General features: G+C 50.0%; 27 protein-coding genes. 20 read left to right on the top strand and 7 right to left on the bottom strand.

The window, feature by feature from the left end; genetic code table 11:
* Positions 1 to 68 precede the first annotated feature (68 nt).
* The 14 genes from V8F51_RS23130 to V8F51_RS23065 all read left to right on the top strand — a co-directional run bounded on the left by V8F51_RS23130 (position 69) and on the right by V8F51_RS23065 (position 12,379).
* Positions 69 to 773, top strand: coding sequence for a hypothetical protein (locus V8F51_RS23130; protein ID WP_337102868.1), 705 nt, complete (start codon positions 69 to 71; stop codon positions 771 to 773).
* A gap of 11 nt (positions 774 to 784) precedes the next feature.
* Complete coding sequence (locus V8F51_RS23125; RefSeq protein WP_337102867.1) at positions 785 to 1,492, top strand: CD3324 family protein; 708 nt, start codon at positions 785 to 787, stop codon at positions 1,490 to 1,492.
* Between the two features lie 14 nt (positions 1,493 to 1,506).
* A complete protein-coding gene (locus V8F51_RS23120) occupies positions 1,507 to 1,734 on the top strand; it encodes a hypothetical protein (protein ID WP_337102866.1) in 228 nt (75 codons plus the stop codon).
* A 307-nt stretch (positions 1,735 to 2,041) separates the two neighbouring features.
* Positions 2,042 to 3,403, top strand: coding sequence for an adenosylmethionine--8-amino-7-oxononanoate transaminase (gene bioA, locus V8F51_RS23115; protein WP_337102865.1), 1,362 nt, complete (start codon positions 2,042 to 2,044; stop codon positions 3,401 to 3,403).
* Positions 3,400 to 4,131 (top strand): dethiobiotin synthase, encoded by a 732-nt coding sequence (bioD, locus tag V8F51_RS23110; protein ID WP_337102864.1) that lies wholly within the window; start codon positions 3,400 to 3,402, stop codon positions 4,129 to 4,131. Before bioA ends, bioD begins: the two co-directional genes overlap by 4 nt.
* Positions 4,132 to 4,173: 42 nt before the next feature.
* Positions 4,174 to 5,151 (top strand): biotin synthase BioB, encoded by a 978-nt coding sequence (gene bioB / locus V8F51_RS23105; RefSeq protein ID WP_337102931.1) that lies wholly within the window; start codon positions 4,174 to 4,176, stop codon positions 5,149 to 5,151.
* A 12-nt stretch (positions 5,152 to 5,163) separates the two neighbouring features.
* Positions 5,164 to 6,342 (top strand): 8-amino-7-oxononanoate synthase, encoded by a 1,179-nt coding sequence (gene bioF, locus V8F51_RS23100; RefSeq protein WP_337102863.1) that lies wholly within the window; start codon positions 5,164 to 5,166, stop codon positions 6,340 to 6,342.
* Positions 6,339 to 7,106 (top strand): alpha/beta hydrolase, encoded by a 768-nt coding sequence (locus V8F51_RS23095; RefSeq protein WP_337102862.1) that lies wholly within the window; start codon positions 6,339 to 6,341, stop codon positions 7,104 to 7,106. The genes bioF and V8F51_RS23095 overlap by 4 nt, the downstream gene beginning before the upstream one ends.
* Positions 7,069 to 7,893: a malonyl-ACP O-methyltransferase BioC gene (gene bioC, locus V8F51_RS23090; RefSeq protein ID WP_337102861.1), complete on the top strand. Its 825-nt coding sequence runs from the start codon at positions 7,069 to 7,071 to the stop codon at positions 7,891 to 7,893. Before V8F51_RS23095 ends, bioC begins: the two co-directional genes overlap by 38 nt.
* Positions 7,894 to 8,092: 199 nt before the next feature.
* Entirely contained in the window at positions 8,093 to 8,521 is a 429-nt protein-coding gene (locus V8F51_RS23085) for a GNAT family N-acetyltransferase (RefSeq protein ID WP_337102860.1), read from the top strand.
* 65 nt (positions 8,522 to 8,586) lie between these two features.
* A complete protein-coding gene (locus V8F51_RS23080) occupies positions 8,587 to 9,147 on the top strand; it encodes an NADAR family protein (protein WP_337102859.1) in 561 nt (186 codons plus the stop codon).
* Between the two features lie 489 nt (positions 9,148 to 9,636).
* Positions 9,637 to 10,290 carry a class I SAM-dependent DNA methyltransferase gene (locus tag V8F51_RS23075; RefSeq protein WP_337102858.1) on the top strand — a complete coding sequence of 218 codons (654 nt, stop codon included), beginning with the start codon at positions 9,637 to 9,639 and terminating at the stop codon, positions 10,288 to 10,290.
* Positions 10,291 to 10,305: 15 nt separating this feature from the next.
* Positions 10,306 to 11,229: a PLP-dependent cysteine synthase family protein gene (locus V8F51_RS23070; RefSeq protein ID WP_337102857.1), complete on the top strand. Its 924-nt coding sequence runs from the start codon at positions 10,306 to 10,308 to the stop codon at positions 11,227 to 11,229.
* 1 nt (position 11,230) lies between these two features.
* Positions 11,231 to 12,379 carry a bifunctional cystathionine gamma-lyase/homocysteine desulfhydrase gene (locus V8F51_RS23065; protein ID WP_337102856.1) on the top strand — a complete coding sequence of 383 codons (1,149 nt, stop codon included), beginning with the start codon at positions 11,231 to 11,233 and terminating at the stop codon, positions 12,377 to 12,379.
* 346 nt (positions 12,380 to 12,725) lie between these two features.
* Here V8F51_RS23065 and V8F51_RS23060 read toward each other — a convergent pair whose 3' ends face one another.
* Positions 12,726 to 13,499, bottom strand: a complete 774-nt coding sequence (locus V8F51_RS23060) for a polysaccharide deacetylase family protein (protein WP_337102855.1) — start codon at positions 13,497 to 13,499, stop codon at positions 12,726 to 12,728.
* Positions 13,500 to 13,575: 76 nt separating this feature from the next.
* Positions 13,576 to 13,872, bottom strand: coding sequence for a hypothetical protein (locus V8F51_RS23055; protein WP_337102854.1), 297 nt, complete (start codon positions 13,870 to 13,872; stop codon positions 13,576 to 13,578).
* A 200-nt stretch (positions 13,873 to 14,072) separates the two neighbouring features.
* On the opposite strand from V8F51_RS23055, the gene V8F51_RS23050 reads away from it, so the two are divergent.
* Positions 14,073 to 14,933 (top strand): protein-glutamine gamma-glutamyltransferase, encoded by an 861-nt coding sequence (locus V8F51_RS23050; protein WP_442956475.1) that lies wholly within the window; start codon positions 14,073 to 14,075, stop codon positions 14,931 to 14,933.
* 119 nt (positions 14,934 to 15,052) lie between these two features.
* On the top strand, positions 15,053 to 15,883 hold the full coding sequence (locus tag V8F51_RS23045; RefSeq protein WP_337102930.1) for a class I SAM-dependent methyltransferase: 831 nt from the start codon (positions 15,053 to 15,055) through the stop codon (positions 15,881 to 15,883).
* 73 nt (positions 15,884 to 15,956) lie between these two features.
* Here the strand turns inward: V8F51_RS23045 and V8F51_RS23040 are convergent, their stop codons facing one another.
* The 4 genes from V8F51_RS23040 to V8F51_RS23025 form a co-directional block, all read right to left on the bottom strand.
* Complete coding sequence (locus V8F51_RS23040; RefSeq protein WP_337102852.1) at positions 15,957 to 16,148, bottom strand: sporulation protein Cse60; 192 nt, start codon at positions 16,146 to 16,148, stop codon at positions 15,957 to 15,959.
* Positions 16,149 to 16,276: 128 nt separating this feature from the next.
* Positions 16,277 to 16,714 carry a carboxymuconolactone decarboxylase family protein gene (locus tag V8F51_RS23035; RefSeq protein WP_337102851.1) on the bottom strand — a complete coding sequence of 146 codons (438 nt, stop codon included), beginning with the start codon at positions 16,712 to 16,714 and terminating at the stop codon, positions 16,277 to 16,279.
* A gap of 85 nt (positions 16,715 to 16,799) precedes the next feature.
* On the bottom strand, positions 16,800 to 17,675 hold the full coding sequence (locus V8F51_RS23030; RefSeq protein WP_337102850.1) for an RNA polymerase sigma-70 factor: 876 nt from the start codon (positions 17,673 to 17,675) through the stop codon (positions 16,800 to 16,802).
* A gap of 26 nt (positions 17,676 to 17,701) precedes the next feature.
* Positions 17,702 to 18,436, bottom strand: coding sequence for an HAD family hydrolase (locus V8F51_RS23025; protein WP_337102849.1), 735 nt, complete (start codon positions 18,434 to 18,436; stop codon positions 17,702 to 17,704).
* 85 nt (positions 18,437 to 18,521) lie between these two features.
* Here V8F51_RS23025 and V8F51_RS23020 point away from each other — a divergent pair, with 85 nt between their 5' ends.
* The 4 genes from V8F51_RS23020 to V8F51_RS23005 all read left to right on the top strand — a co-directional run bounded on the left by V8F51_RS23020 (position 18,522) and on the right by V8F51_RS23005 (position 21,180).
* The gene (locus V8F51_RS23020; protein WP_337102848.1) at positions 18,522 to 18,872 is read left to right on the top strand and encodes an ArsR/SmtB family transcription factor; all 351 of its coding nucleotides are present in this window, start codon (positions 18,522 to 18,524) and stop codon (positions 18,870 to 18,872) included.
* 172 nt (positions 18,873 to 19,044) lie between these two features.
* Positions 19,045 to 19,827, top strand: coding sequence for an SDR family NAD(P)-dependent oxidoreductase (locus tag V8F51_RS23015; protein ID WP_337102847.1), 783 nt, complete (start codon positions 19,045 to 19,047; stop codon positions 19,825 to 19,827).
* 120 nt (positions 19,828 to 19,947) lie between these two features.
* Entirely contained in the window at positions 19,948 to 20,481 is a 534-nt protein-coding gene (locus tag V8F51_RS23010) for a LysM peptidoglycan-binding domain-containing protein (RefSeq protein ID WP_337102846.1), read from the top strand.
* Between the two features lie 141 nt (positions 20,482 to 20,622).
* A complete protein-coding gene (locus tag V8F51_RS23005; protein WP_337102845.1) occupies positions 20,623 to 21,180 on the top strand; it encodes a TM2 domain-containing protein in 558 nt (185 codons plus the stop codon).
* Positions 21,181 to 21,270: 90 nt separating this feature from the next.
* Here V8F51_RS23005 and V8F51_RS23000 read toward each other — a convergent pair whose 3' ends face one another.
* Positions 21,271 to 22,059 carry a hypothetical protein gene (locus V8F51_RS23000; protein WP_337102844.1) on the bottom strand — a complete coding sequence of 263 codons (789 nt, stop codon included), beginning with the start codon at positions 22,057 to 22,059 and terminating at the stop codon, positions 21,271 to 21,273.
* Positions 22,060 to 22,354 lie beyond the last annotated feature (295 nt).

Here is a 22,354-nt window from a genome sequence, read left to right as displayed (position 1 = left end):
TATTATTACCACATATCAGGTGCGCAACTGATGAGTTTACCATTAGCAGGTGTAAAGGAGATAGAGACATGAGTAATGACCATATCATTAAGTCCATGCTTTCTGATCGGGTAAGCATGACGCCGAACGGGTTTGTCGCCGATCTATTAAGCCCGGATCAGTTCACGGATTGCTACGAGTTGTTTTTTGATAAAATATTTGAAATTAGTGCTTCGGATATAGCAGGGGTGGCGGGTTACGGTGAGTTTGACGAGGACTGTAAGACGGAGTACAGCACCTGCAGAGATTATTTAATCGGCAACTTTGCCGAGGATAAAGAAGGCTACTGGTTTAATTGGAAGGAACTATTCGATACGACGATTTTGGATCGTGATTTTGTCGAAGCGTACATGAAGGAAATGAACGACAGAATTGAGTATTGCGAAGGAAACCGTTATTTGGTAAACAATAATACGTTTTTCGAAAATATGATTACCGACGGCAAGACAACGGTTGGATTTCCCGATTGGAGCAGATCCGGCATTTGCGATTTCCTTTTGGATTTTGCAATTATGGATTTGAATAAACCTTACTTAAACATACCGGAATTGCTGGTCGCCTATTGCAGCAAAAGGAATATCGTCATCCCGGATTTTAAAGAAAGATATTTGTGTATGGCTTACTATAAGGGCATCGATGTTCTGCGGTGGCATGCCTCGATTGATGACACGGAATCATGCGAGTCTATTATGAAATCAATCAGTGAGCTGAAGAATCGAATTTACGCCCTATAGATGGTGATGACATGAAATATGAAAATGCCGGCGATATCTTACCCGAGAAGCTATTGAAAGAAATTCAGAAATACGCGGCCGGGATGCTGCTTTATATTCCTACTGGTGAGGAAAAAAGGGCTTGGGGCGAAATGTCCGGCTACCGGAATCAATTGCAGAGACGCAATATGATGATCCGTAATAAGTATGCCAAAGGGATGACGGTATCGGAGCTTGCCGACGAATATTTCTTATCGTTGGATTCCATGAAGAAAATCATCTATTCGAAGAAAAACGACAGACAGCTGACCTATGCTCCAACTGTTCAGTCAGCCGTGAAATATGCGGAGATAGGGATGCTTGAGGAATGGATTCAATGTTATCAGCTATTCTCGAGAAAAGCTGCACCTCGTTCCGACCATTGGTTACAACAAGAGTATCTCTGCTTTGGCGTCGTGAAGTTTCCCTTGCGTCTCATCCAGCTTGACGGAATAGAGCTAGGGAAGGACTGTGCAGATGAAGCAGATGAAGCAGATGAACATGCCGCTGCTTTGCCGCCGCTTCTTATTCAGTATGAGGAGGGCAAATTTCATTGCATCGAACAGAAAGAAATGTTAGCATCGCTCAAACAACGCAAAGTAAATGCTTATCCGACTGTCATTGCTTTGAAGGAAGCGACGGATTATAAACGATTCATGAAACACTATGGAAACGCATTGCGTTTTATTAAAGATGAATGATGGAGGAACAAAACGTGAACTTGACTCCACTGCAACAATCGATATTATTGACGCTAACCACGGAGTGGCAGTCACCGGCCCAGATTGCTGGCCAGCTTCCGAAAGAATCGGGGAATCCAACCGACATCAACCCTTCACTCCAAAGCCTTTTGCGAGAAGGATTGGTGCAGGCTAATCCCGTTGTTGTCGGTTTGTATCGATTAACAACACTCGGCACAACCATTAAGACGACGGAATTGTAAGATTGAAAACAGCGGTAGTCTGAGACTCTAAATGGAGTCCAAGTCTGCCGCTGTTTTTATGTTTGATCAAGGTATGAAACATGCGTATTTTGAGTCTGAATAAACACTAGATTATCGATATTTGATTAAAAGAATAGCGGATACGTGATCCGCCAAAACGAGGCTGCCGGCATATAACGGCAGCCTTCTTGTATTTGCAAGTGCTTTACAGTGCCGTTTCTATCTGATAATATGGCTACATTAATTGTTAACCAAAATATAATAGATTTAGGTTAACAATTAATCAACTATTGGATGGTGATCATTTGTGATAACGGATTTAGAACGACTATCTACCCTGAATAAGGAACACTTATGGCATCCTTTCACTCAGATGAAAGACTACAATAACTCCGATCCCCTTATTATCGAACGGGGTGAGGGAATCAAGCTGTATGACGTCCAAGGACGCGCCTATTATGACGGTTTCTCATCCGTTTGGCTCAACGTACATGGTCACAACGTGCCGGAGCTAAATCAGGCGATCACGGATCAGTTAGGACGCGTCGCCCATTCAACCCTTCTCGGAATGGCTAACGTGCCCGCAATCGAGCTTGCAGAGAAGCTGGCGGGGATCGCTCCGAAAGGATTAAACAAAGTCTTTTATTCGGATTCGGGAGCAACCGGAGTCGAGATCGCGATCAAAATGGCTTTTCAATACTGGCATAACCAAGGGATACGAGGTAAAAAGTCGTTTATTACGATGAATCAAGCGTACCACGGAGATACAATCGGCGCGGTAAGCGTTGGCGCGATTCCTCTCTATCACGATGTGTTCCGCCCCCTGTTATTTCCTTCGCACGTCATCCCATATCCCTACGCTTATCGCCATCAGGGCGGTGAGACGAAAGCATTGGAGGCTACGCTAACGGCGCTTAGTCATCTGCTCGAGACGCGGGCAGAGGAGATTGCGGCCCTCATCGTGGAGCCGATCGTGCAAGGCGCCGGCGGCATTATCGTCATGCCGCCGAACTGTTTGCGCGAGATGGCTGCGCTTTGCCGCAAGCATGGCGTCCTGCTTATCGCCGACGAGGTGGCGACCGGTTTCGGTCGGACGGGCGCTATGTTCGCATGCGATCTCGAAGGCGTGTCTCCGGATTTGATGGTGATCGGGAAAGGACTAACCGGAGGCTATTTGCCTGTGGCGGCGACGCTTGCGACGGATGAAGTGTACAACGCGTTTTATGCCGATTACGAAGAACAGAAGACATTTTTCCACGGCCATTCCTTCACGGGTAACCCGCTTGGTTGTGCCGTTGCTTTGGCTAGTTTGAAGCTATTCGAAGAGCGCAAGCTGGTTGAAGGGGTAAGAGCGAAGGCATCATTCGTTGAGCATAAGCTCGAACCGCTTAAAGATCGCCCGCATGTCGGCGAAATCCGGCAAAAGGGACTGATGATCGGTATCGAGCTCGTTCGAGATAAGGTTTCGCGAGAGCCCTATGATTGGGCAGAACGGATCGGCGTTCGCGCAAGTCTGCGAGCCAGAGAACTCGGAATGCTAACGAGGCCGCTAGGCAATGTGATTGTTTTCATTCCTCCGCTTGCCAGTACTGAAGCTGAGCTGGATGAAATGACAGATATTTTGGCTGACTCGATAATAAGCGTTACCGAGGGAGCATCGGTTACATGAACAAAGCGAACGCCGAAACGATAAACGGTTTATTTGTGACAGGAACGGACACTGGGGTTGGAAAGACGATGGTTACGGCTGCCATCGCGGCCGTGCTTAGAGCCGAAGGGTTGAATGTTGGTGTCTGGAAGCCGGTTCAATCGGGTGCGCGAATTGGCAGCGGAATGACCGATGCTGAAAAACTGGTGCAGCTCACGGGAATCGATGAACGGCCTGAAGCAGTGGCACCATTTACATTCGAATCTCCTGTAACACCGATGCTCGCCGCCAAGCAGTCTGGGGTTACACTTACGCTAAAGGAGCTTATCGAGGCTGGCGCGCCGCTCGTTAATCGTTACGAGGCGCTGATCGTCGAAGGCGCCGGCGGTGTCGCGGTACCGTTGACCGATGACGCCCTCATGGCTGACTTTATTTCGGAACTTCGGATGCCTGCTCTGATCGTAGCCCGTTCCTGTCTTGGCACGATTAACCACACGCTTCTGACGGCGTCCTATCTTAGGCAACGCGGAGTTCCGATCATAGGCGTCATAATGAATGACATTAAGTTAACGGAGCCGGTTGACGATCCAAGTATCGCTTCGAATGCGGAGCTCATCGAACGTTACGGCGGACTTAAGGTCCTTGGCCGGTTTCCCCGTTTGCATGCCGATGCGAATTCAGAAACGTTGGTACATACCTTACGAAAAACAATACAACTCGCGCCTATTAGAGACGCGATTGCTACCTGAGTCCATGGGAGGATGAATAAGTTGGGAACTAAGATTGCAGTAATGGAGTGGCAATCTCTTGCCGAGAAAGCATTGAGCGGGGGACGTCTAACGTTAGAGGAAGGACTCGCCGTGCTCGAAGCCGACAATGACGAAGTGCTGCTTATCATGAATGCCGCGTTTACGGTGAGAAAACATTTTTACGGCAAAAAAGTGAAGCTGAACATGATCATCAACGCCAAAAGCGGCCTTTGTCCCGAGGACTGCGGCTATTGTTCGCAATCTATCGTTTCGACGGCGCCCGTCAAAAAATACACCTTGCTCGATAAGGAGACGCTGCTTGACGGAGCGCGCGAAGCGATGGCACGCAAGGCCGGAACCTATTGCATTGTAGCGGCGGGTAAAGGTCCGACAGACAAGGAGCTTAATCAAGTAGTTGATGCGGTTAGAGAAATTCGCGAAACGATGCCGCTAAAAATTTGCGCATGTCTGGGCATTCTGAAGGACGATCAAGCCAAACGGCTTGCCGAAGCCGGCGTTCATCGGTATAACCACAACTTGAATACGAGCAAAGCCAACTACTCCTCCATAACGACGACCCATACTTATGATCAACGCGTGGAAACCGTAGAGAAGGTTAAGACGCACGGCATGTCTCCCTGCTCCGGCGTTATTATCGGCATGGGCGAGACCAATCAAGAAATCGTAGAAATGGCCTATGCGCTCCGCGAGCTCGATGCGGATTCGATTCCGATCAATTTCTTGAACGCGATACCGGGAACGCCTTTGGAACATGCAGGCCGAACTCCGTCGATGAAAGGGCTAAAGGTGCTTGCCCTGTTTCGCTTCATTTGTCCGTCTAAAGAAATTCGCGTAGCGGGCGGTCGCGAAGTGAACCTCCGTACGCTTCAGCCTTTGTCCTTATTCGCCGCAAATTCACTTTTTGTAGGCGATTATTTAACGACTGCAGGACAAGAAGTATCATCTGATCATCAAATCATCGAAGATTTAGGATTCGAGATTGAATTGAACGCCCTATAAGGCGGTGACACCATGAAATGGATGGAAAAAGAACTCGAAGCATTGGCGGAAGCCTCATTGGAGCGTTCATTGCGTGAACACAGTATCGTCTCCGAATCGCCCGGGTACACGTTGCGAGAAGGAAGAGTGCTGCTCAACCTTTCTTCCAATAACTATCTTGGACTCGCCGACCATCCCGCCATCATCGAAGCGATGAGGGAAGCCTTGTTAACCGAAGGAGTCGGATCCGGCGCTTCGCGCCTTGTCACAGGCAACCGGTTGCCCTACGGAAGACTTGAAGAATCGCTGGCCGAATGGCAGAACTGCGAGGCCGGACTAGTTATCGCGAACGGCTATATGGCTAATTCCGGTGTTATTGGCGCGCTTGTTAGCCGAGGAGATGTCGTTTTCAGCGATCAGTTGAATCATGCAAGCATCGTGGACGGCGTCGTACTCAGTCGCTCGGAGCATGCTCGGTACCGTCATAACGACATGGAGCATTTGCGGACATTGTTGAATAAGTATCGCGATAATCGGCGAAAGTTGATCGTTACTGACGCTGTCTTCTCTATGGATGGCAACCAAGCGCGCTTGCACGAACTCGTCGCTCTCAAACGCGAGTACGGAGCGATGCTCATGGTGGACGAGGCGCACAGCGGGGGGATTTACGGAAGGCACGGCGAGGGATTGTGTCATGAGCTCGGACTGAAAGATGCTGTTGATATTCATATGGGTACGTTCAGTAAATCATTCGGCGTTTACGGAGCTTATATTTGCGGCAGCCGCACATTGATTCGGTGGTTGTTGAACAAAGCAAGACCGCTCATTTATTCAACTGCGTTGCCGCCTTCTCTCGTAGCCGGTATTTCAAAGGCGTTAGAGTTGGTAAAGGCGGATCACTGGCGCCGAGAAAGATTATCCGAGGCAAGCAGATTATTTCGCAGCTCGCTTTGCAACGCGGGTTTCAATATTGGTGACGGTGACTCTCCAATCGTACCGTTAATCGTTGGCGATAACGATACCGCATTACGTTTCAGCAGCGCGCTTGAAAAGGAAGGGATCGCTGCGGTTGCAATTCGCCCGCCGACTGTCCCTGAAGGTACAGCGCGAATTCGCTTTTCATTATCGGCAACGCATTCGGATAGAGAACTAATCGATGCAGCCGACTGCATCAGCACCATCGGACTTCAAATGGGGGTGCTGCGTCCATGAACGCACGGTACAACATGGGCACCGTCTTATGGCTGACCGGATGGAGCATACAGGACTCGGTTTTCGATAGGCTGCGCGAGTTGTTGCCAGACTTTCACCATGCAACCGTTGACTATAGCGATGCAAATACTCCGGAGAGTATGCTGCTTCAGACTGAATTGGCGGCAGAGAGTCTACGTTCTTCAAAGGGGTTATGTGGCCCTTTATTAATCGGAGGCTGGTCGCTGGGCGGTTTATTGGCGCTAAGACTCGCGGCCAATGGTCTGGCTGATGGCCTTGTGTTATTTGCGGCGACGGCTCGATTTACTCGTCCGAAAGAAGAGGCTGATCGCGGCTGGGCAGATGTGTATGTTAGACAGATGATTGCAGGTGTTACGAAGGACCGCGAGGCGGTAGAAACAAAATTTCGACAAATGCTGTTTACGGATGCCGAATTAGAGGCAGGGCTGGACAAGAGCCTTCCACCTAGCTGCTCTTGGACGATCTCGGCGCTAATCGCGGGCCTTCAGATATTGCGCGGCAACGAACTCCTGTCTCAACTTAAACAAATCGATTGTCCGGTTTTTCTTGCGCATGGGACTGAGGATAAAATATGTCCTCATGGCGCCGCGTCGGAGCTTGCATCATCATTGCCTCACGCCGTGCTCCATACAATACCTTTTTGCGGGCATGCTCCGTTTTTGGGAAGGGAAGAAGAGATTGTTGAACAATTCAGGAGATGGTGGCATGAACAGTCGGATTACCGCAATTCGGCGTCAATTTAATCGCAGCGCAGAGGGATCGTATGACATTCACGCCGATATACAACGTTCGATGGCAGACCGGCTTGCAAAATCACTCCCAGGTTGGAAAAGTAAATGTCATGCGGACGAACTTAACATACTTGAAATTGGCTGCGGCACAGGTAATCTTACCGAGATTTTGGTGAACCAGTGGCCCTCTGCATCTATTACTGCACTAGACATTGCGCCCGCGATGATCACAGTTGCTGAACAACGTGTCAATTCAAATACGCGCTTTCTTCATGCTGATGTGGAGACGTGGGCTTCTGAAGCTCCGACGGATTCCTTCGACCTTATCGTTTCCAATGCCTGCTTCCAATGGCTAAGTCATCCGTGGCAAACGCTAAAACACATTCGGCGGATTCTTCGCACCGGCGGCTTACTGGTGTTCACGACATTCGGTCCGGATACGTTCCACGAGCTTCATCAGGCTTTTGATGGCGTTTATTGTGCTAACGGAATCGAGCCGCAACGGCACGGACTATCGTTCCTATCAGCTGCTCAGTGGAATAACATACTTAGGGAAGCAGGGTTTTCAACTATCCAGTGTAAGCAGGACATTCATAAGGAAACGTACATTTCCCCAAGAGATTTCCTTCATTCGGTTAAAGCGATGGGCGCAAGTGCTTCTGAAGCCGCCACGATCAGTGGACTAAGCTCTCGACGCCTGTTTACCGACATGTATAAGGAGTACGAGGATAAGCACGGCATCCAAGGAGGCGTCGTTGCCACTTACGAGTTGCTTTTGATCGAAGCCCAACAGGTTTAACGAGGAACGTTAGTTGAATATAAGATACACGGAGGCAGCCGATCTCAATGATCGGCTGCCTTTTCCACATTAACGGGCAGATTTGCGTAATAGAGCTATCAGAGGATAGCTTGATTATAAAAAGTTCTCTACAACCCCAAATTATGGGTGCGAATGTTATACTAAGCTATACCTCGAATTGAACAGGAGTTGTGCACACATGGAATTGCAAATAAAGAATGAGACCAATGATAGTGCCAAGTCATATGTCATAAACAAAATGATTGAGTACAATATGAGGCATTTCCCAGACGATTTGAAAGGAAGGTATCAAGTCGTTAACCTGTATTTACAAGACCTCAATGGGAATGTTTACGGTGGGCTAGTGGGGGAAATATGCTGGAATTGGTTAGAGGTACAGTATCTTTTTGTCGATGACTCCTTTCAAAACTTAGGATATGGGAAGAAGCTCCTCTCGGAAGCTGAACAAATTGCGAAAGATAAAAACTGTGATTTTATAAAGTTAGATACCTTAAGCTTTCAAGCGTTAGATTTTTACAAGGAACAAGGCTTTGAACTGTTTGGAACAATACAAAACGCTGGTAGGCACATTCATTACTATCTAAAAAAAGACCTCCATAAAAGATAGTTCATTAAGTAATGAAACAGCTAGTTTCATCAATTACTTGTTTGGGTAGATGACGAGGAGGTTTTATGTACTATTCACTTAAAGATCTACAACATGCTTATGAGACCGGGGAGAAAATTAAGTTTCTTTTCTTCTGGGGCCATACACCTATGAAAGATGGCAATATAAGTGCTAGTTGTTTAAGCCAATGGTGGGACAGCCCATTTAGAGTAGAAGGGGAGCAATACAGCTGCGCAGAGCAGTATATGATGGCTGAAAAGGCAAGACTTTTTGATGACGAAGAAATGCTTGAGGCAATAATGAAGGCGAAGCACCCGAAAGAAATGAAAAATTACGGACGTGCGGTGAAAGGTTTTGATGTAGAGATTTGGGAAAGTCGTTGTTATGATTTCGTGCTGCAAGGAAACCTAGCCAAGTTCGGACAAAACGCGGAACTTTTGAACTTTATGAAGAGTAGTAAAAATAGGATTTTTGTAGAAGCTAGCCCAGTTGATCGGATATGGGGAATTGGACTTTCAAAAGATCATCCCGACGTAAATAATCCATTGTTATGGCAAGGTAAGAATTTACTTGGCTTTGCATTAACTGAAGTTCGTGATCGATTGAATGATGAATATTTGAGTTAACAGGTGTACGTTACTTCAAGAAGAGACTCAATAATAATGATAAAGTAGCTGCCGCGGCAGCTCCTTTATCATTTTCAAAAATGAAGAAATATTGTACAGAAGTGATATATATTTTATATTCGAACCGAAACGCATACAGCGGTAAAATAGCGGCAATTAATTCTAACTCCATGGTATGAGGATTTAAACGATGAAATCAGAAAAACCCAGAGCAGGTACAGTTATTTACTGTTGAAGGATGACACAAATTAAGAGGATGGCACCAAGTCTAGTGACATATTTAAATCAAAAGGGCATTCACTGCAGAGTGGATGCTCTTTACTTTGGAGTCCTAGACGGTCGCTGTTTGTAGGCATCCGCACAAAACCGCGATCGGCTTGCTTCCGCTTACACCTTGGCCTTTCGACGCTCATATGTTAACGATATATACAATTAATCTTATGAACGAGGTTGGTTTTCATAGTTCGGACCAGAGAGGGCGGATGCGGAGTGGGAACCGAATTTAATAAGCTGTTCGACGAGTGGTCGGAGCATTACGATCAAACGGTAACGGGGCATGATGAGCAGTATAAGGAAGTGTTCGATAGATACGATGATATTTTGAATGCGGTAGCTGTTCGCGCAAGCGGAACGGTCGTCGAGTTTGGTGTCGGTACGGGCAATCTGACAGAGAAGCTGCTCGCCAAAGGGCTGCGCGTATACGGTATTGAGCCGTCTGCTGGGATGCGTGCGCAATTCGGCAAACGTGAGTTGACCGCAACGCTGCTTGAGGGAGATTTCATCCACTATCCGGCTATCGAAGAGCCGATCGATACGATTGTTAGTACGTATGCGTTCCATCATCTGACGGATGAGGAGAAGGGGCTGGCAATCGCGCAATATGCGGCTTGGCTCGGCGACGGCGGCAAAATTGTTTTTGCGGATACGGCATTTCAGGACGAGGCTGCAAGGCATAGCATTGAAACGGCCGCGGAGGCAGCGGGGTATATGGAGCTGCTGAACGATTTACGGACCGAATATTATACGACATTAAATGTGCTTGAAAGTTTGTTCGAGGCTCATGGGTTTTATGTCTCGTTCCATTCGTTGAATCGTTATGTATGGCTGATGGAAGCGGTCAAGGTCAAGTCGGTCGGAAGCTGAGAGGGGGAGTGACGCATGGTGTTGTATAGAAGCGTGCACGAGCTGATCGGCAACACTCCTTTGGTGCAGGTGACGGGATGGAAGCTGCCAAAGGGCGTGGAGTTGTATGCGAAGCTGGAGTTTATGAATCCGGGCGGCAGCGTGAAGGATCGGCTTGGATTGAGCTTATTGGAGCGGGCGCTTGCGAGCGGCAGGCTGAAGACTGGCGGGACAATTATCGAGCCGACGGCCGGCAACACGGGCATTGGCTTGGCGCTTGCTGCGGTGCGGCGGGGGATCCGGACGGTGTTCGTTGTACCGGAGAAGTTCAGTATCGAGAAGCAGCAGCTGATGCGGGCGCTTGGCGGCGAGATCGTGCATACGCCGACCTCTGAAGGAATGATCGGCGCGGTTCGCAAGGCGGAGGAACTGGCGGCGACTTTGCCTGACGCTTATATGCCGGGACAGTTCACGAATGAGGATAACCCGTTAACCTATTATCGGACGCTTGGACCGGAGCTTTGGCGCGATATGGAGGGAGCAATCGATATATTCGTCGCGGGAGCGGGAACGGGCGGCACGTTTATGGGGACGGCGCGCTTTTTGAAGGAGCAGGATTCGCGGATCAAGACGGTTATTGTAGAGCCGGAGGGCTCGATTCTTGCAGGAGGGACGGCAGGTTCGCATCGGACGGAGGGGATCGGCGTCGAGAAGCTCGCACCATTCATGGATCCCGGATACTTTGATGCGATTCATACGGTGACGGATGACGACGCCTTCGCGAGAGTGAAGGAGCTGGCGCTGCTGGAGGGATTGCTTGTCGGCAGCTCGTCAGGCGCAGTACTTCATGCGGCGCTGGACGAGGCCGCGGGGGCGAAGGCAGGGAGCCGGATAGTGACCGTGTTTCCGGACAGCAGCGAACGTTACTTGAGCAAAAACATATACGGCGGGGGCGCATAACATGAAACCGAGGACGAAGCTCATACATGGCGGCAAGCCGATCGATCCGCATACGGGCGCGGTAAGCGTGCCGATCTACCAGGTCAGCACGTATAAGCAAGATAGCGTCGGCGTTCATAAGGGATATGAATATTCGCGTACGGGCAATCCGACGCGTCATGCATTGGAGGTGCTGATCGCCGATCTGGAGGAGGGGACTGCGGGATTTGCCTTCGCATCGGGAATGGCGGCTATTCATGCGGTATTCGGACTGCTGCGCTCTGGCGATCACATCTTGATTACGGATGATGTGTACGGAGGCACGTATCGTATCGCGACGAAGGTACTGGAGCGGCTCGGCATCGAGTCGACGTTCGTGGACACGACCGATTACGGCGAGCTGGCCGCTGCGCTAAGACCGAATACGAAGGCATTGTTCGTCGAAACGCCGACCAATCCGCTACTCAAGGTGTCGGACATCGCCGAGCTGGCGCAATGGTCAAAGGCTGCGGGGCTGCTGCTTATCGTCGACAATACGTTCGGCACACCATACTGGCAGACGCCGATAACGCTAGGTGCGGACATCGTCGTCCATTCCGCGACCAAATATTTGGGCGGGCATAGCGATGTCGTTGCGGGTCTGGCCGTAGTGAAGGGCGGGGAGCTGGCTGAAAGGCTGCACTTTATACAGAACGCTACAGGCGGCGTGCTTGGTCCGCAGGATAGCTGGCTGCTTATTCGCGGACTGAAGACGCTGGGGCTGCGAATGGAAGCTCATGAGCATAATGCGAGGAAGCTTGCTTCGTACTTGGACGGTCATCCCGAGGTTGTGGGCGCTGTCTATTACCCAGGACTGGAGTGTCATCCGCAGCATGAGCTGGCTTTGAGGCAGGCGCGCGGCTTCGGAGGTATTATTTCTTTCGATGTGGGGAGCGAGGCGAGGGCAGCGGCGTTGCTTGGGCGACTCAAGTACTTCACGCTGGCCGAAAGCCTAGGCGCGGTGGAAAGCCTCATCTCGGTGCCGGCTAAGATGACGCATGCCTCGATTCCGAAGGAGCGCCGCGAAGCGCTCGGCATCACAGACGGGCTCGTCCGTATATCGGTCGGCATCGAGGATGCCGAAGATTTGTTGAACGATCTCGAGCAGGCGCTCAAGTTCGAGGAGTTATAGCCATAAGCATGCTTGTATGCGCGGTAAGGGGCTAATAGCGCAAAAAGATTACGCTATTTGTTCAGAAACGGCGAGTGTGTGTGGAATAGCGAAAGGAATTTTCGCTATTGTCGCAGCCAGGGGTAGAAGCAGCAGGTTTGGAGCTCGGATGCCGCGAAATAGCGCAAAGATGCTACGCTATTTGCTCAGAAACGGCGAGTGTGCGTGGAATAGCGAAAGGAATTTTCGCTATTGTCGCAGCTAGGGGTAGAAGCAGCAGGTTTGGAGCTCGGATGCCATATAGAACGAGCCACGGCCAAGGCTGTCCCAGATGGGGCACCTTGGCCGTGGCTCGTTAGCTAACCGACTAGCGGTTGCCGCTTTCCTGACGGCCCGTCATCGGCATGGCCGAGCGAAGGAGCTCGGAGACGGGCACCATTTTGTAGCCGCGCTTCTGCAGCTCCGGCAAAATGACTTCCAGCGCAGCGACCGTCTGCGTCTTACCTTCCACATGGTCATGGAACAAAATAATGTCGCCATTCCGGACATTGTTCAGCACCTTATTAATGATATGCCGAACACCGGGCCGGTTCCAATCCTCCGTGTCCTGATGCCAGGACCACATAATCGGGACAAGCCCCATTTCATTCGAAACTTGGATAATGGTCTCGTCATAGATGCCGCCGGGCGGACGGAACAGATAGGTTCTTCGGCCGGAGGCTTCGATTATCGCTTGTTCTGTGCGCTCGATCTCCTCGCGAACGATCCGCTTCGAAGAAGGCAGGTGAAAGAACACATGGCTGTATGTATGATTAGCCACCTCATGTCCTTCGCCGATGACCCTTTGCACGACTTCCGGAAACTGTTTGACGCGCTTCCCAATCACGAAAAAGGTGCTTCTCGCCCCATAACGATTCAGCAAGTCTAATATGGCATTCGTCTCGATCGGATCCGGCCCATCATCGAATGTTAAGGCGATTACTTTCTGATCGGTTTGCACCTCCCAGATCATATCGCCCTTCTTCTCAAAATAGCTGCGGTCCTTTTTAATCAAGGGAGAAGCATAAGATGCCTGCGAGGACGAACAGAGCAGCACGCTTAGGCCGATGAGCGCGAGCTTCAGCTTTCTATTTACCGACATACAATCCAACCTTTGTTCAATAGATATACGGACAAAGGTAGCTTTCCATTATTTCCGCCATTTTATGAGCTGTTTATTAGATGGGCCGGTTAGGCTTCATGAAGCTTCTGGCCAAATGATCGCTTTGCAGGTCGCCGTTTTGTTTGCCGTAATTCTCAAGTACATCAATCGTGTAGTCCTCGCTCGGATCAACCGGCTTATAGATGAATTGCTCCTTGTTCGCAAGGCGAACCTCGAAGCCGCATTGTTTCAGACATTGCTCGAAATGCTCGGAAGTCGGCTGTTCATTTTCCTCTAAAAATATAAGCCCTCTCATCCGTTCGGATGAAGCTCCGCGAATGATTTTGAAATGGACGATATGTTCTTTTTTCATGGAATATCACGCTCCTCATCACTTCATTAGCTTTATCGTATGACAAATCGGCCTTCTTGTCTGTGACAGTTTCATGATCGTTATAGCAGACGCAGACGCATCACCGCCAAAGGACGGCGGTAGCCGTTTCACCTTGCGCCTCACCAAAAGCGCTCACCTCACGTACAATAACCTATACACGAATGCGGATATATGGAGGTATGACAGTGATAAATATTTCGGGCAGCAATGCAGGGCAGATTAACCAGCTGCCGCTTACGGAGCTGCAGAGAAGCATCGTGCGTCAGAAAGAGCGCAGTCCTGAGGAGTATCGGTATCCATCGCTTCAAGCGCTGAAGTTCGAGCTTGATTTGCGGTCTAATATTGTGCAGGCAGCCAAAGATTTGAACGATAGCGGAGCGAGCTTTGCTGTATTCAAAAAATCAAGGTGCAACGAGCGGCTATGGGACCGAACGGAGGCTGGCGGCTTCAAGCTAAGGCCGGGCGTTCTTCCTTCTGACGGCATTAGAGATATATATGCTAACGGCGAGCTGTATGCTTTCGAATGCGCGACGGCCATCGTCATTCTGTTGTACAAGGCGATGCTCGAAACGCTCGGCGAGGCTACGTTCAACCGCCATTTCCGCGACTTGCTGCTGTACGACTGGACGTACGACACCGATTTGCGGTTAATTACGCTTTACAGCTACGTGGAAGCTTATCCGGGCGACATCCTCTACTTCGAGAATCCTGATCATGACAACGATCGGCCTGAATGGCAAGGAGAAAATGTTATCAAGCTGGCCGACGATCAATACTTCGGTCACGGCGTAGGCATTGAATCTGCGGCGGATATGATCGAGGCGCTTAACGGCACGCGCAATCCGGGCAGCACCAAGTCGGCATTCTTATCCGACTTGGTCAACCATCCTGACTTCAATTACTTGATGACGCTGCCGTCGAGAAGCCGAGAATCGGTCCTTGCGGATCGGGCGGAGCCGGCCGTCGTAGCAAGAATCGGCACGGCTGTGTACGTGTACCGCAACCACAATATGCGGAGGCAGGACAGAATGCTTCTGTAGAATAGATGGGAATGAACCCGCCGAGATGGCGGGTTCATTCGCATGATCGGACTATTGCAAACAAGGCAATGGATATCCATAATAAGGGTGAAGAATTAGAGACGGAGGTGCTGTTAGCCATGCATTCAAATTCGATTATCCAAAATAACGTCAACCGGTTCTCGGGCTTCGAGGACGACTACAACCGTTATCGCCCGGAGGCGCCGCAGAAGGTTGTCGAACTGCTGACTGCTTATCTCGGTAGAAGGCCTTATGCGATTGCCGATCTCGGCTGCGGTACGGGCTTGTCCACGTTCATATGGAAGGGACATGCTGACAGGATTGTCGGCGTTGAGCCGAACGACGACATGCGGGGCAAGGCGAGCAGCAAGCTGGCATTGTCTGCGGACTCGGATAAGTTAGAGCCTATCTCGTTCGTAAAAGGGTATTCGGATCAGTTGGAGCTCGCTGATGAAAGTATCGATATCGTGACCTGCTCGCAATCTTTTCACTGGATGGAGCCGGTAGGGACGCTGAATGAGGTGGCGCGCGTGTTGAAGGACGGAGGCGTGTTCGCGGCGTATGACTGCGATTGGCCGCCTGTCATTCACTGGGAGGTCGAAGCGGCATACGAGCGGCTGATCGCGAAGTCGGAAACCGTTATCGCCGAGCTGATTCCAGAGCAGGAACGGGCAGTGAAGGTAGACAAAGAGCAGCACTTGGGACGCATTCGGGCGAGCGGTAAGTTTAAGTATGCGCGGGAGATCGTCTTCCACAACATGGAGCGCTGCGATGCGGATCGATACGTAGGCATTGCGCTTAGCCAAGGCGGCGTTCGAGTCGTCCAGAAGCAAGGCTCGAATGCGCTGGACGAGGAGCTGGCGGAGTTCCGCGAGGTGGCCGAGCGGTATTTTGCCGGACAGGAGCTTGACGTGCTGTTCAGCTATCGGCTGCGGCTTGGAGTGAAATAAAGCAGGAAATCGAAAAAAGGTGTTTGTATGCGAATTGCTCATACGAACACCTTTATTTACACTGGGCGCATCATTATTCTGCGTCTTTCTTGTACACGATCAGAATCGTGCTGCGTTGGTACGCATTGCCGGACGTAGCTGTCTTAATCATGGAACCGTAGCAAATATTAACGACTTGATCGTCACGCAGCTCGGCTAGAAATTCATTGGCGCGTTTCTCGGCGAACACGGCATCGGTATCGATGAATTCTTTGACTTGAATCATGAGGTCACCTCCTAATTATGTAGAAAAGAGACATACCGCAATACATGATCGCGGTATGCCTCTGACTATAGTAGGCTGTAAAGTGTTCGGGGTCAAGCCTTGATCGTATTGCTGACGCAATGAAATGCTTATTGCGGCAGCATGCGAGTAGAGATCGCGATGCGGTTCCAAGCGTTGATCGTAACAATTGCCATGATGATCTCGCTAAGACGCTTCGTATCGAAGTGGCGTGCAGCTTCCGCATACACCTCGTCTGGTACATGTCCTTGCGTCACGAGCGTAACTGCTTCGGTCAGCGCAAGCACCGCACGCTCCGCGTCGCTGTAAAAGGGTGCTTCACGCCAAGCGTTCAGCATGTAGATGCGTTGCTCCGTTTCGCCTGCCTTGCGGGCATCCTTTGTATGCATATCGATACAGAAGGCACAACCGTTAACTTGCGACGCTCTGATCTTGATTAGCTCCAATAAAGATTTCTCGATGCCTGTCGATTGTATATAAGCTTCAAGGCCGCTCATTGCTTTGTATCCTGCTGGAATTTCACCAGCTAAATTCATTCTTTGTTCCATCGTATAAGCTCCTCTCCGGCTCCGCACCGGTTATTTTTTGACTGTCTCACTAATAAGACAATGCAGGAGCTCCTTTTGTGACAGGTTACCCAATTCGTTGTAATTTATCCGGATTGAGCACGATATAGAGATGTTCAATCCGCTTCCCGGCAGCATCAAGCTTGAAGCTTATGGCCTTAAGAGGACGGCCGTCCCGATAGAAGACGATGCCCGGCTGCCCATTAATAAGCGCCATGCTTTGCGATTCCCCGAAGAAACCTTTTGCTGCGACACCTTCGAGGAAGGCATGCACGCGTTCTCTGCCGATAATCGTGAATATCGCGGCGCGCACTTTGCCGCCGCCGTCGGATGTGAGCAGCGCGTCATCGGCGAGCAGGCTGACGAGGGCATCGACGCTTCCGCCTCGCGCAGCAGCGAGGAACGCGGTCGCAAGCGGTACTGCCTGTGCCGTGTTATCCGGGAGAACAGGCGATTGTTGATGCAGCTTATCATTAGCGCGGCTAAATATTTTGCGGCAGTTGGCTTCCGATTTGCCAAGTATATCGGCAATCTCGCTATAATCGAAATCGAATGAACCGCGAAGGATGAATACGGCTCTCTCAACAGCAGACAATTGCTCCAGCATGACGAGCAGGGCGTAGGATACGGTCTCCGTATGATCGTAGAGATCGGAGGGATCATCGCTGCCTCCCGTGTGGAAGCTGACGAGAGGCTCCGGCAGCCATGTGCCGACATATTGCTCGCGTCTAATCCGGGCGGATTGCATATAGTTGATGCAGCGATTCGTCGTCATGCGGGCTAAGTAAGCTTTCGGATGTGTGATATCGTTCGTATGAAGCTTGCTGTACTCGATGAATACGTCCTGCACGAGGTCCTCGGCATCGGCCAAAGAGCCGGTCATGCGGTAAGCGATCGCTTGCAGCAAGGAATGGTAAGTCGTATAAGCGGTCTGAAAATCCATTGGAACTGGACTCCTTTCAGGGGACGTCAATCGGAAAGACGGGATATAAGTACGGGTATATCGAGCAAATCATGAACAATGCCGTCCATTTGCGCGGGCTGTTCCCAGCGGGAATGGCTCTTCCAGATGCTCTTCATGCCTGCCAAGCGAGCGGCTTCAACATCGTTCTGCGGATGGTCGCCAATATAGACGCTATGTTCGGGCCTTACGCCAAGCCGGTCCAGCGCCCGCAGGAAAATATCCGGGTGGGGCTTCTTAATTCCTTCCCAACCTGAGATCAATATAGCATCAAAGTAAGGCTCGATTCCAATAGCTTGTATATTGCGATGCTGGAAATCACCGATAGCATTCGTGATAAGCCCAAGCGAGTATCCTTCTTTTTTGAGCGTATCCAGCATTGTCGTGAGACCGGGGTAAGGGATGCAGCTTTGGTGAAACTGCGTAACATAATCCTCCAGCAGCTCCGTCGGCGTGATATCTACTATATTGAACTGGCTCGTTAGCTGTGCGTAGACAACGTCCTTCCAGACATAACCTCCCGCATCCCGTTCAATGAAAGCTTCTATGTAAGCTTCCTTTGGTATATGCTGCAGAGCTGCAAAGTACCGATCATATTGATGGCTGACAAATTGCTTAACGGAAGCATCGCGGTCGAGCAAGGTGAGGTCGAGATCGAACAGAACCGCTTTTAGCAATACGAATTCACTCCTCGCTTTTGTAATGGCAAAGTGATTGTAATCGATATGAAGAAAAAATTCCATATGTTGACTTTTAATTGGATTGCGGTTATATTACGATTAAATAACTAATTATTTGGTTATACGATCGATATGGAGAGAAGACAGAATGGAATTTACCGATACAGCACAGTTAGAGAACATCGTACATCAGCAGCTTAGGGAATGCAGCCCGATTTTTCTTGCTCTCGCCGACCCGATTCGGCAGGACATCATTATGATGCTTACGAAACATGATTCGTTGAACGTCGCCCAAATCGTCGAGCGATCGCCAATGTCCAGGTCAGCCATATCCCATCATTTGAAAATATTGCGCCAAGCGAAGCTCATCTCGTCGAACAAGGTAGCGACCGAAATATACTACTGCTTGGATATTGAAGCATCCGTTGTGCAACTGAAGGCGTTTCTGAGCACGACAGAGCAAATTATCGTGCGTAAGACAGAGGCAGCCGAGCAGTAGAGCAGCGAGCAGCTAAGCAACACACTTGACGGGAAGTGCAGCCGTTACGCTGCTTGCATGCGAGCTGTTTTCGCTGAACTTTCTGCAAACGGAGCTTTTTCACCTCTTAAATAACCAAATAATTAGTTACTTAATTATTTGGTTATTATATAAAAATAATGGAGGTCATTTAATGATGTTAACCGTGCTTATTACAGGAGCGTCCAGCGGAATTGGCAAAGCATTCGCCGAGCTGTTCGCAAGGAAAGGTTATCGCGTAATTCTCGCATCGCGCAACGAGGGGAAATTAAGCGAGCTTGCCGAGCAGCTTGAGAGAAAGTATGGGGTAGAGACCATAAGCGTTGCTGTAGATTTGGCGGACAGCGGCGGTCCTGAACAGTTATACAAGGAGCTCAGGTTGCAACAGATTGCGGTTGACGTTCTTATTAACAATGCAGGTATAGGGTCGTTCGGCAAGCTTTACGAAATGGACGTCCACTCTGAGCTTGCTATGATTCAGCTTAATGTCCACTCGCTTTCGCATCTCATGATGCTGTTCCTGCCGGATATGGTGCAGCGAGGCAGCGGCCGCATTCTTAACGTTGGATCGACGACTTCGTTTTACGCCTGTCCGTTAAGCGCCAATTACTCGGCTTCCAAGGCGTTCGTACTGTCTCTAACGGAAGCTGTCGCAAGCGAGCTGCAAGGAACGGGAGTAAGCGTCACCGCGTTATGTCCGGGAGCAACGGGAACGGATTTTTTCCGGCGGGCGAAGATGGAGAATCAGAAGATAGCGAAGCAGGAGGCGACTATGACGCCCGATAAAGTAGCCGAGATTGGTTACCGTGCTTTGATGCGAAGCAAGACGTTCGTAATACCTGGCTTTCAGAACTGGCTGCTGGCGCAAGCGCCTCGCTTATTTCCAAGGCGGTTCGTTACCAAGATCACGCGCGGCGTTCTCGAGCAGAAGCTTTAACCGGCCGGATAGGGGAGACGAACCAAACAAGCCCATTTTCAAGCACAAGGAGCACACCATGAGCAAACGCCCATATGTTATATAGACAGATGACTATACCGAATATTGGAGGTTTCATTCATGGATCGTGGTTTTGTTCCTGGCGGTTTCGGCGGTGGATTCGGCGGAGGATTCCGCAGACCTTTCCGTCCTTTCCCCCATCCGTTCTTCCCTGGTCGTGCATTGTTCCCGTTCTTCTTCTTCTCGCCGTTCTTCTTCCCGTTCTTCCGTGAGGACGGCACTATTATCGACAATGATATGTTCGTCGCTCAGCATCAGGTGCAAGCGGGAGACTCGATGGATAAGATCGCCCACATGTACAATATTCCTAAAGTGATTTTGGACGAAGCGAACCCTCATCTTGCCGGCCAAAGTCTTCAAGCGGGTACGGAAGTTCATATCCCTCGCATCTCTCATATGGGTTGTCAGAAGACATACATCGAGAGCGCAGCGGATGCGCCAATGGCTAATCAGATGCTGCAAGGCCAAGCGAATCAAATGCATCAGATGCACCAGGCGAACCAAATGCATCAAGCCAATCAGATGCATCAAGCAAACCATCCGAACCAACCCAACCAGCCGAATGTGATGCCGTTCTCCGGCAAACTATATTAGTCCATTTTAAAATAAGCCTGCTTACGGGAGATTCATTCCGCGAGCAGGCTTATTTGTTCATGCGAATACTATTCAGTCTATCCGTATTTGCTATACAATGAGGGTAACCAATGGCTGAAATTGTAAAGAGGAGAGCGAAGAATGAGTACAACTAAATGCAACTCATGCGGGGCGCCGATTGAGCAGGGGCAAGACGCTTGCGCGTATTGCGGCACACAGGTGGCTGCAACAAACGAAGAAGTAGAAAGAGAGATTAAGCAATTTTTCGAGGAAGGTCAGGGTGGTCAATCTTCGCAATCCGTTCAGACGACTGCGAGCCAAGATGGATTCGTCATTAAATGGAGTTTCGATGTGCAGACGACCCATTCACAATCACAGCCTCAACCGGAACCGCAGCCATATACTCAACAGCCATATACTCAACAGCCGTATACCCAGCAATCGGCGGGCCAGCCATCGTATAGCCAGCCGCAATACAATCCATACGTATCCGAAAAGAATAAAGTATTAGCTGGTATACTTGCGATATTGTTTGGCGGCTTAGGCGTACATAAATTTTATTTGGGCAGCATCGGTTGGGGAATCGTCTACGTGATATTCAGCATGACGTTCATTCCCGCCTTTGTCGGAATAATCGAAGGCATCATCTATCTGTGCACGCCAAACGACCGGTTTCAAGCCAAATACAGCCGAAGGTAAAGAATAGCGCCACGAAGCAGCCTAGAGCGGCAAGGAGGAGCGCATCGCGCATCTATCTCCTTGCCGCAGCCGTTGACCGGTATTCGATATTTAGGCTTGTACCTTTTGGATTTTGGCAGGATTGTTGATTTTGTAAGGAACAGGATGCTTCGTCAGCTTCTTGGCTACGATCTTGCATTCGAATGTGAGCGTATCCCCGATCTCAAGCTCCAGCTTCTTAAGCGTGTTGCTATGGCTGGACCATGCAACGCCGACCTCAAGCGCGGGATCGATGATCGACACCGCCTCGTAAATAATGACCTCATCCTCGGTATCGGAGAAGTTGTTCGGCACGGTCGTGAATTCCTGGACCGTCGCGGTCATCTTGACTTTCTCTTCCGGGAGTTCAAGCTTAGGCGCCCTCTTGGACGTCTTCTCCTTAGCCTTCGGCTTAGGCTCATCGGATATATCCTCGATAGGCGGGAATGCTGCGGCAGCCGGCCCGGCAGGGACAGCTTGCTCTGGCGTTGGCTCGACCGTTGCTTCCGCTTCGACAGCTTGCGAGAATTCGGCGGCTGCTTCATCCGCAGCGGGTTGCTCGTCACTCGTCGTTGTTGCGGCTGACGATTTCTGACCATAGCTGGCTGCCTGCATTTCCTTTAAATAAGAAGGATGGACGCAGTGGAGCTGTCCATCGTCGAATTGGATAACGGCCGTGTAGGAATCTACGTATCCGGCGATGGTGCACGTTAGGTTCTTGCCATTTCCTTTGTAAGCATAAGACTTGCTCTTCAAGGCCTTGTCGGATAGCAGGCCCCATGCTTTGCATTGATCAATAAGGTCCGCTTCATCCTCGAAGCTTGTGTATGTGTCGGGAGCGATGATAAACGTATGTACCATAGGTTCTCCGCCTTTCTGTATGGACAACAATATCAATAGTTTACCACTTCGGAGCGCATTTGAAAAAAGGGATTGCTATATTCGGCGGATGAACGGTCGTGCTGGAGTGTGATGATAATTAGCGGGTGAGAATAACTGCGGCAAAAAGGCGAGATACGGAAAATGAACTGGAGAAAATCCCGTTATTGCAAAGCATTAGCTAGCCGAAAAGACGAAAAAGGCGTTCATTCGGAGCTTTAGTCCCCACGGGACAGCTCCGAATGAACGCCTTCTTTATTAGATTAACCTTTGACAG

This window comes from Paenibacillus sp. YIM B09110, assembly GCF_037167145.1.
In the GTDB taxonomy this organism is placed as follows: Bacteria; Bacillota; Bacilli; order Paenibacillales; family Paenibacillaceae; genus Pristimantibacillus.
This window is presented reverse-complemented; position numbering and strand designations above follow the sequence as displayed.

What these genes read in the sequence shown, in the direction of transcription:
- V8F51_RS23065 (WP_337102856.1), top strand. Translation starts at nt 11,231, where the DNA reads ATGAAACCGAGGACGAAGCTCATACATGGCGGCAAGCCGATCGATCCG.
- V8F51_RS23025 (WP_337102849.1), bottom strand. Translation starts at nt 18,436, where the DNA reads ATGGAATTTTTTCTTCATATCGATTACAATCACTTTGCCATTACAAAA.
- V8F51_RS23040 (WP_337102852.1), bottom strand. Translation starts at nt 16,148, where the DNA reads ATGATTCAAGTCAAAGAATTCATCGATACCGATGCCGTGTTCGCCGAG.
- V8F51_RS23020 (WP_337102848.1), top strand. Translation starts at nt 18,522, where the DNA reads ATGGAATTTACCGATACAGCACAGTTAGAGAACATCGTACATCAGCAG.
- bioB (WP_337102931.1), top strand. Translation starts at nt 4,174, where the DNA reads ATGGAGTGGCAATCTCTTGCCGAGAAAGCATTGAGCGGGGGACGTCTA.
- V8F51_RS23095 (WP_337102862.1), top strand. Translation starts at nt 6,339, where the DNA reads ATGAACGCACGGTACAACATGGGCACCGTCTTATGGCTGACCGGATGG.
- V8F51_RS23015 (WP_337102847.1), top strand. Translation starts at nt 19,045, where the DNA reads ATGATGTTAACCGTGCTTATTACAGGAGCGTCCAGCGGAATTGGCAAA.
- V8F51_RS23085 (WP_337102860.1), top strand. Translation starts at nt 8,093, where the DNA reads ATGGAATTGCAAATAAAGAATGAGACCAATGATAGTGCCAAGTCATAT.
- V8F51_RS23030 (WP_337102850.1), bottom strand. Translation starts at nt 17,675, where the DNA reads ATGGATTTTCAGACCGCTTATACGACTTACCATTCCTTGCTGCAAGCG.
- V8F51_RS23055 (WP_337102854.1), bottom strand. Translation starts at nt 13,872, where the DNA reads ATGAAAAAAGAACATATCGTCCATTTCAAAATCATTCGCGGAGCTTCA.
- V8F51_RS23045 (WP_337102930.1), top strand. Translation starts at nt 15,053, where the DNA reads ATGCATTCAAATTCGATTATCCAAAATAACGTCAACCGGTTCTCGGGC.
- V8F51_RS23005 (WP_337102845.1), top strand. Translation starts at nt 20,623, where the DNA reads ATGAGTACAACTAAATGCAACTCATGCGGGGCGCCGATTGAGCAGGGG.
- V8F51_RS23035 (WP_337102851.1), bottom strand. Translation starts at nt 16,714, where the DNA reads ATGGAACAAAGAATGAATTTAGCTGGTGAAATTCCAGCAGGATACAAA.
- bioD (WP_337102864.1), top strand. Translation starts at nt 3,400, where the DNA reads ATGAACAAAGCGAACGCCGAAACGATAAACGGTTTATTTGTGACAGGA.
- V8F51_RS23080 (WP_337102859.1), top strand. Translation starts at nt 8,587, where the DNA reads ATGTACTATTCACTTAAAGATCTACAACATGCTTATGAGACCGGGGAG.
- bioC (WP_337102861.1), top strand. Translation starts at nt 7,069, where the DNA reads ATGAACAGTCGGATTACCGCAATTCGGCGTCAATTTAATCGCAGCGCA.
- V8F51_RS23060 (WP_337102855.1), bottom strand. Translation starts at nt 13,499, where the DNA reads ATGTCGGTAAATAGAAAGCTGAAGCTCGCGCTCATCGGCCTAAGCGTG.
- V8F51_RS23050 (WP_442956475.1), top strand. Translation starts at nt 14,073, where the DNA reads ATGACAGTGATAAATATTTCGGGCAGCAATGCAGGGCAGATTAACCAG.
- bioF (WP_337102863.1), top strand. Translation starts at nt 5,164, where the DNA reads ATGAAATGGATGGAAAAAGAACTCGAAGCATTGGCGGAAGCCTCATTG.
- V8F51_RS23010 (WP_337102846.1), top strand. Translation starts at nt 19,948, where the DNA reads ATGGATCGTGGTTTTGTTCCTGGCGGTTTCGGCGGTGGATTCGGCGGA.
- V8F51_RS23000 (WP_337102844.1), bottom strand. Translation starts at nt 22,059, where the DNA reads ATGGTACATACGTTTATCATCGCTCCCGACACATACACAAGCTTCGAG.
- V8F51_RS23070 (WP_337102857.1), top strand. Translation starts at nt 10,306, where the DNA reads ATGGTGTTGTATAGAAGCGTGCACGAGCTGATCGGCAACACTCCTTTG.
- V8F51_RS23125 (WP_337102867.1), top strand. Translation starts at nt 785, where the DNA reads ATGAAATATGAAAATGCCGGCGATATCTTACCCGAGAAGCTATTGAAA.
- V8F51_RS23130 (WP_337102868.1), top strand. Translation starts at nt 69, where the DNA reads ATGAGTAATGACCATATCATTAAGTCCATGCTTTCTGATCGGGTAAGC.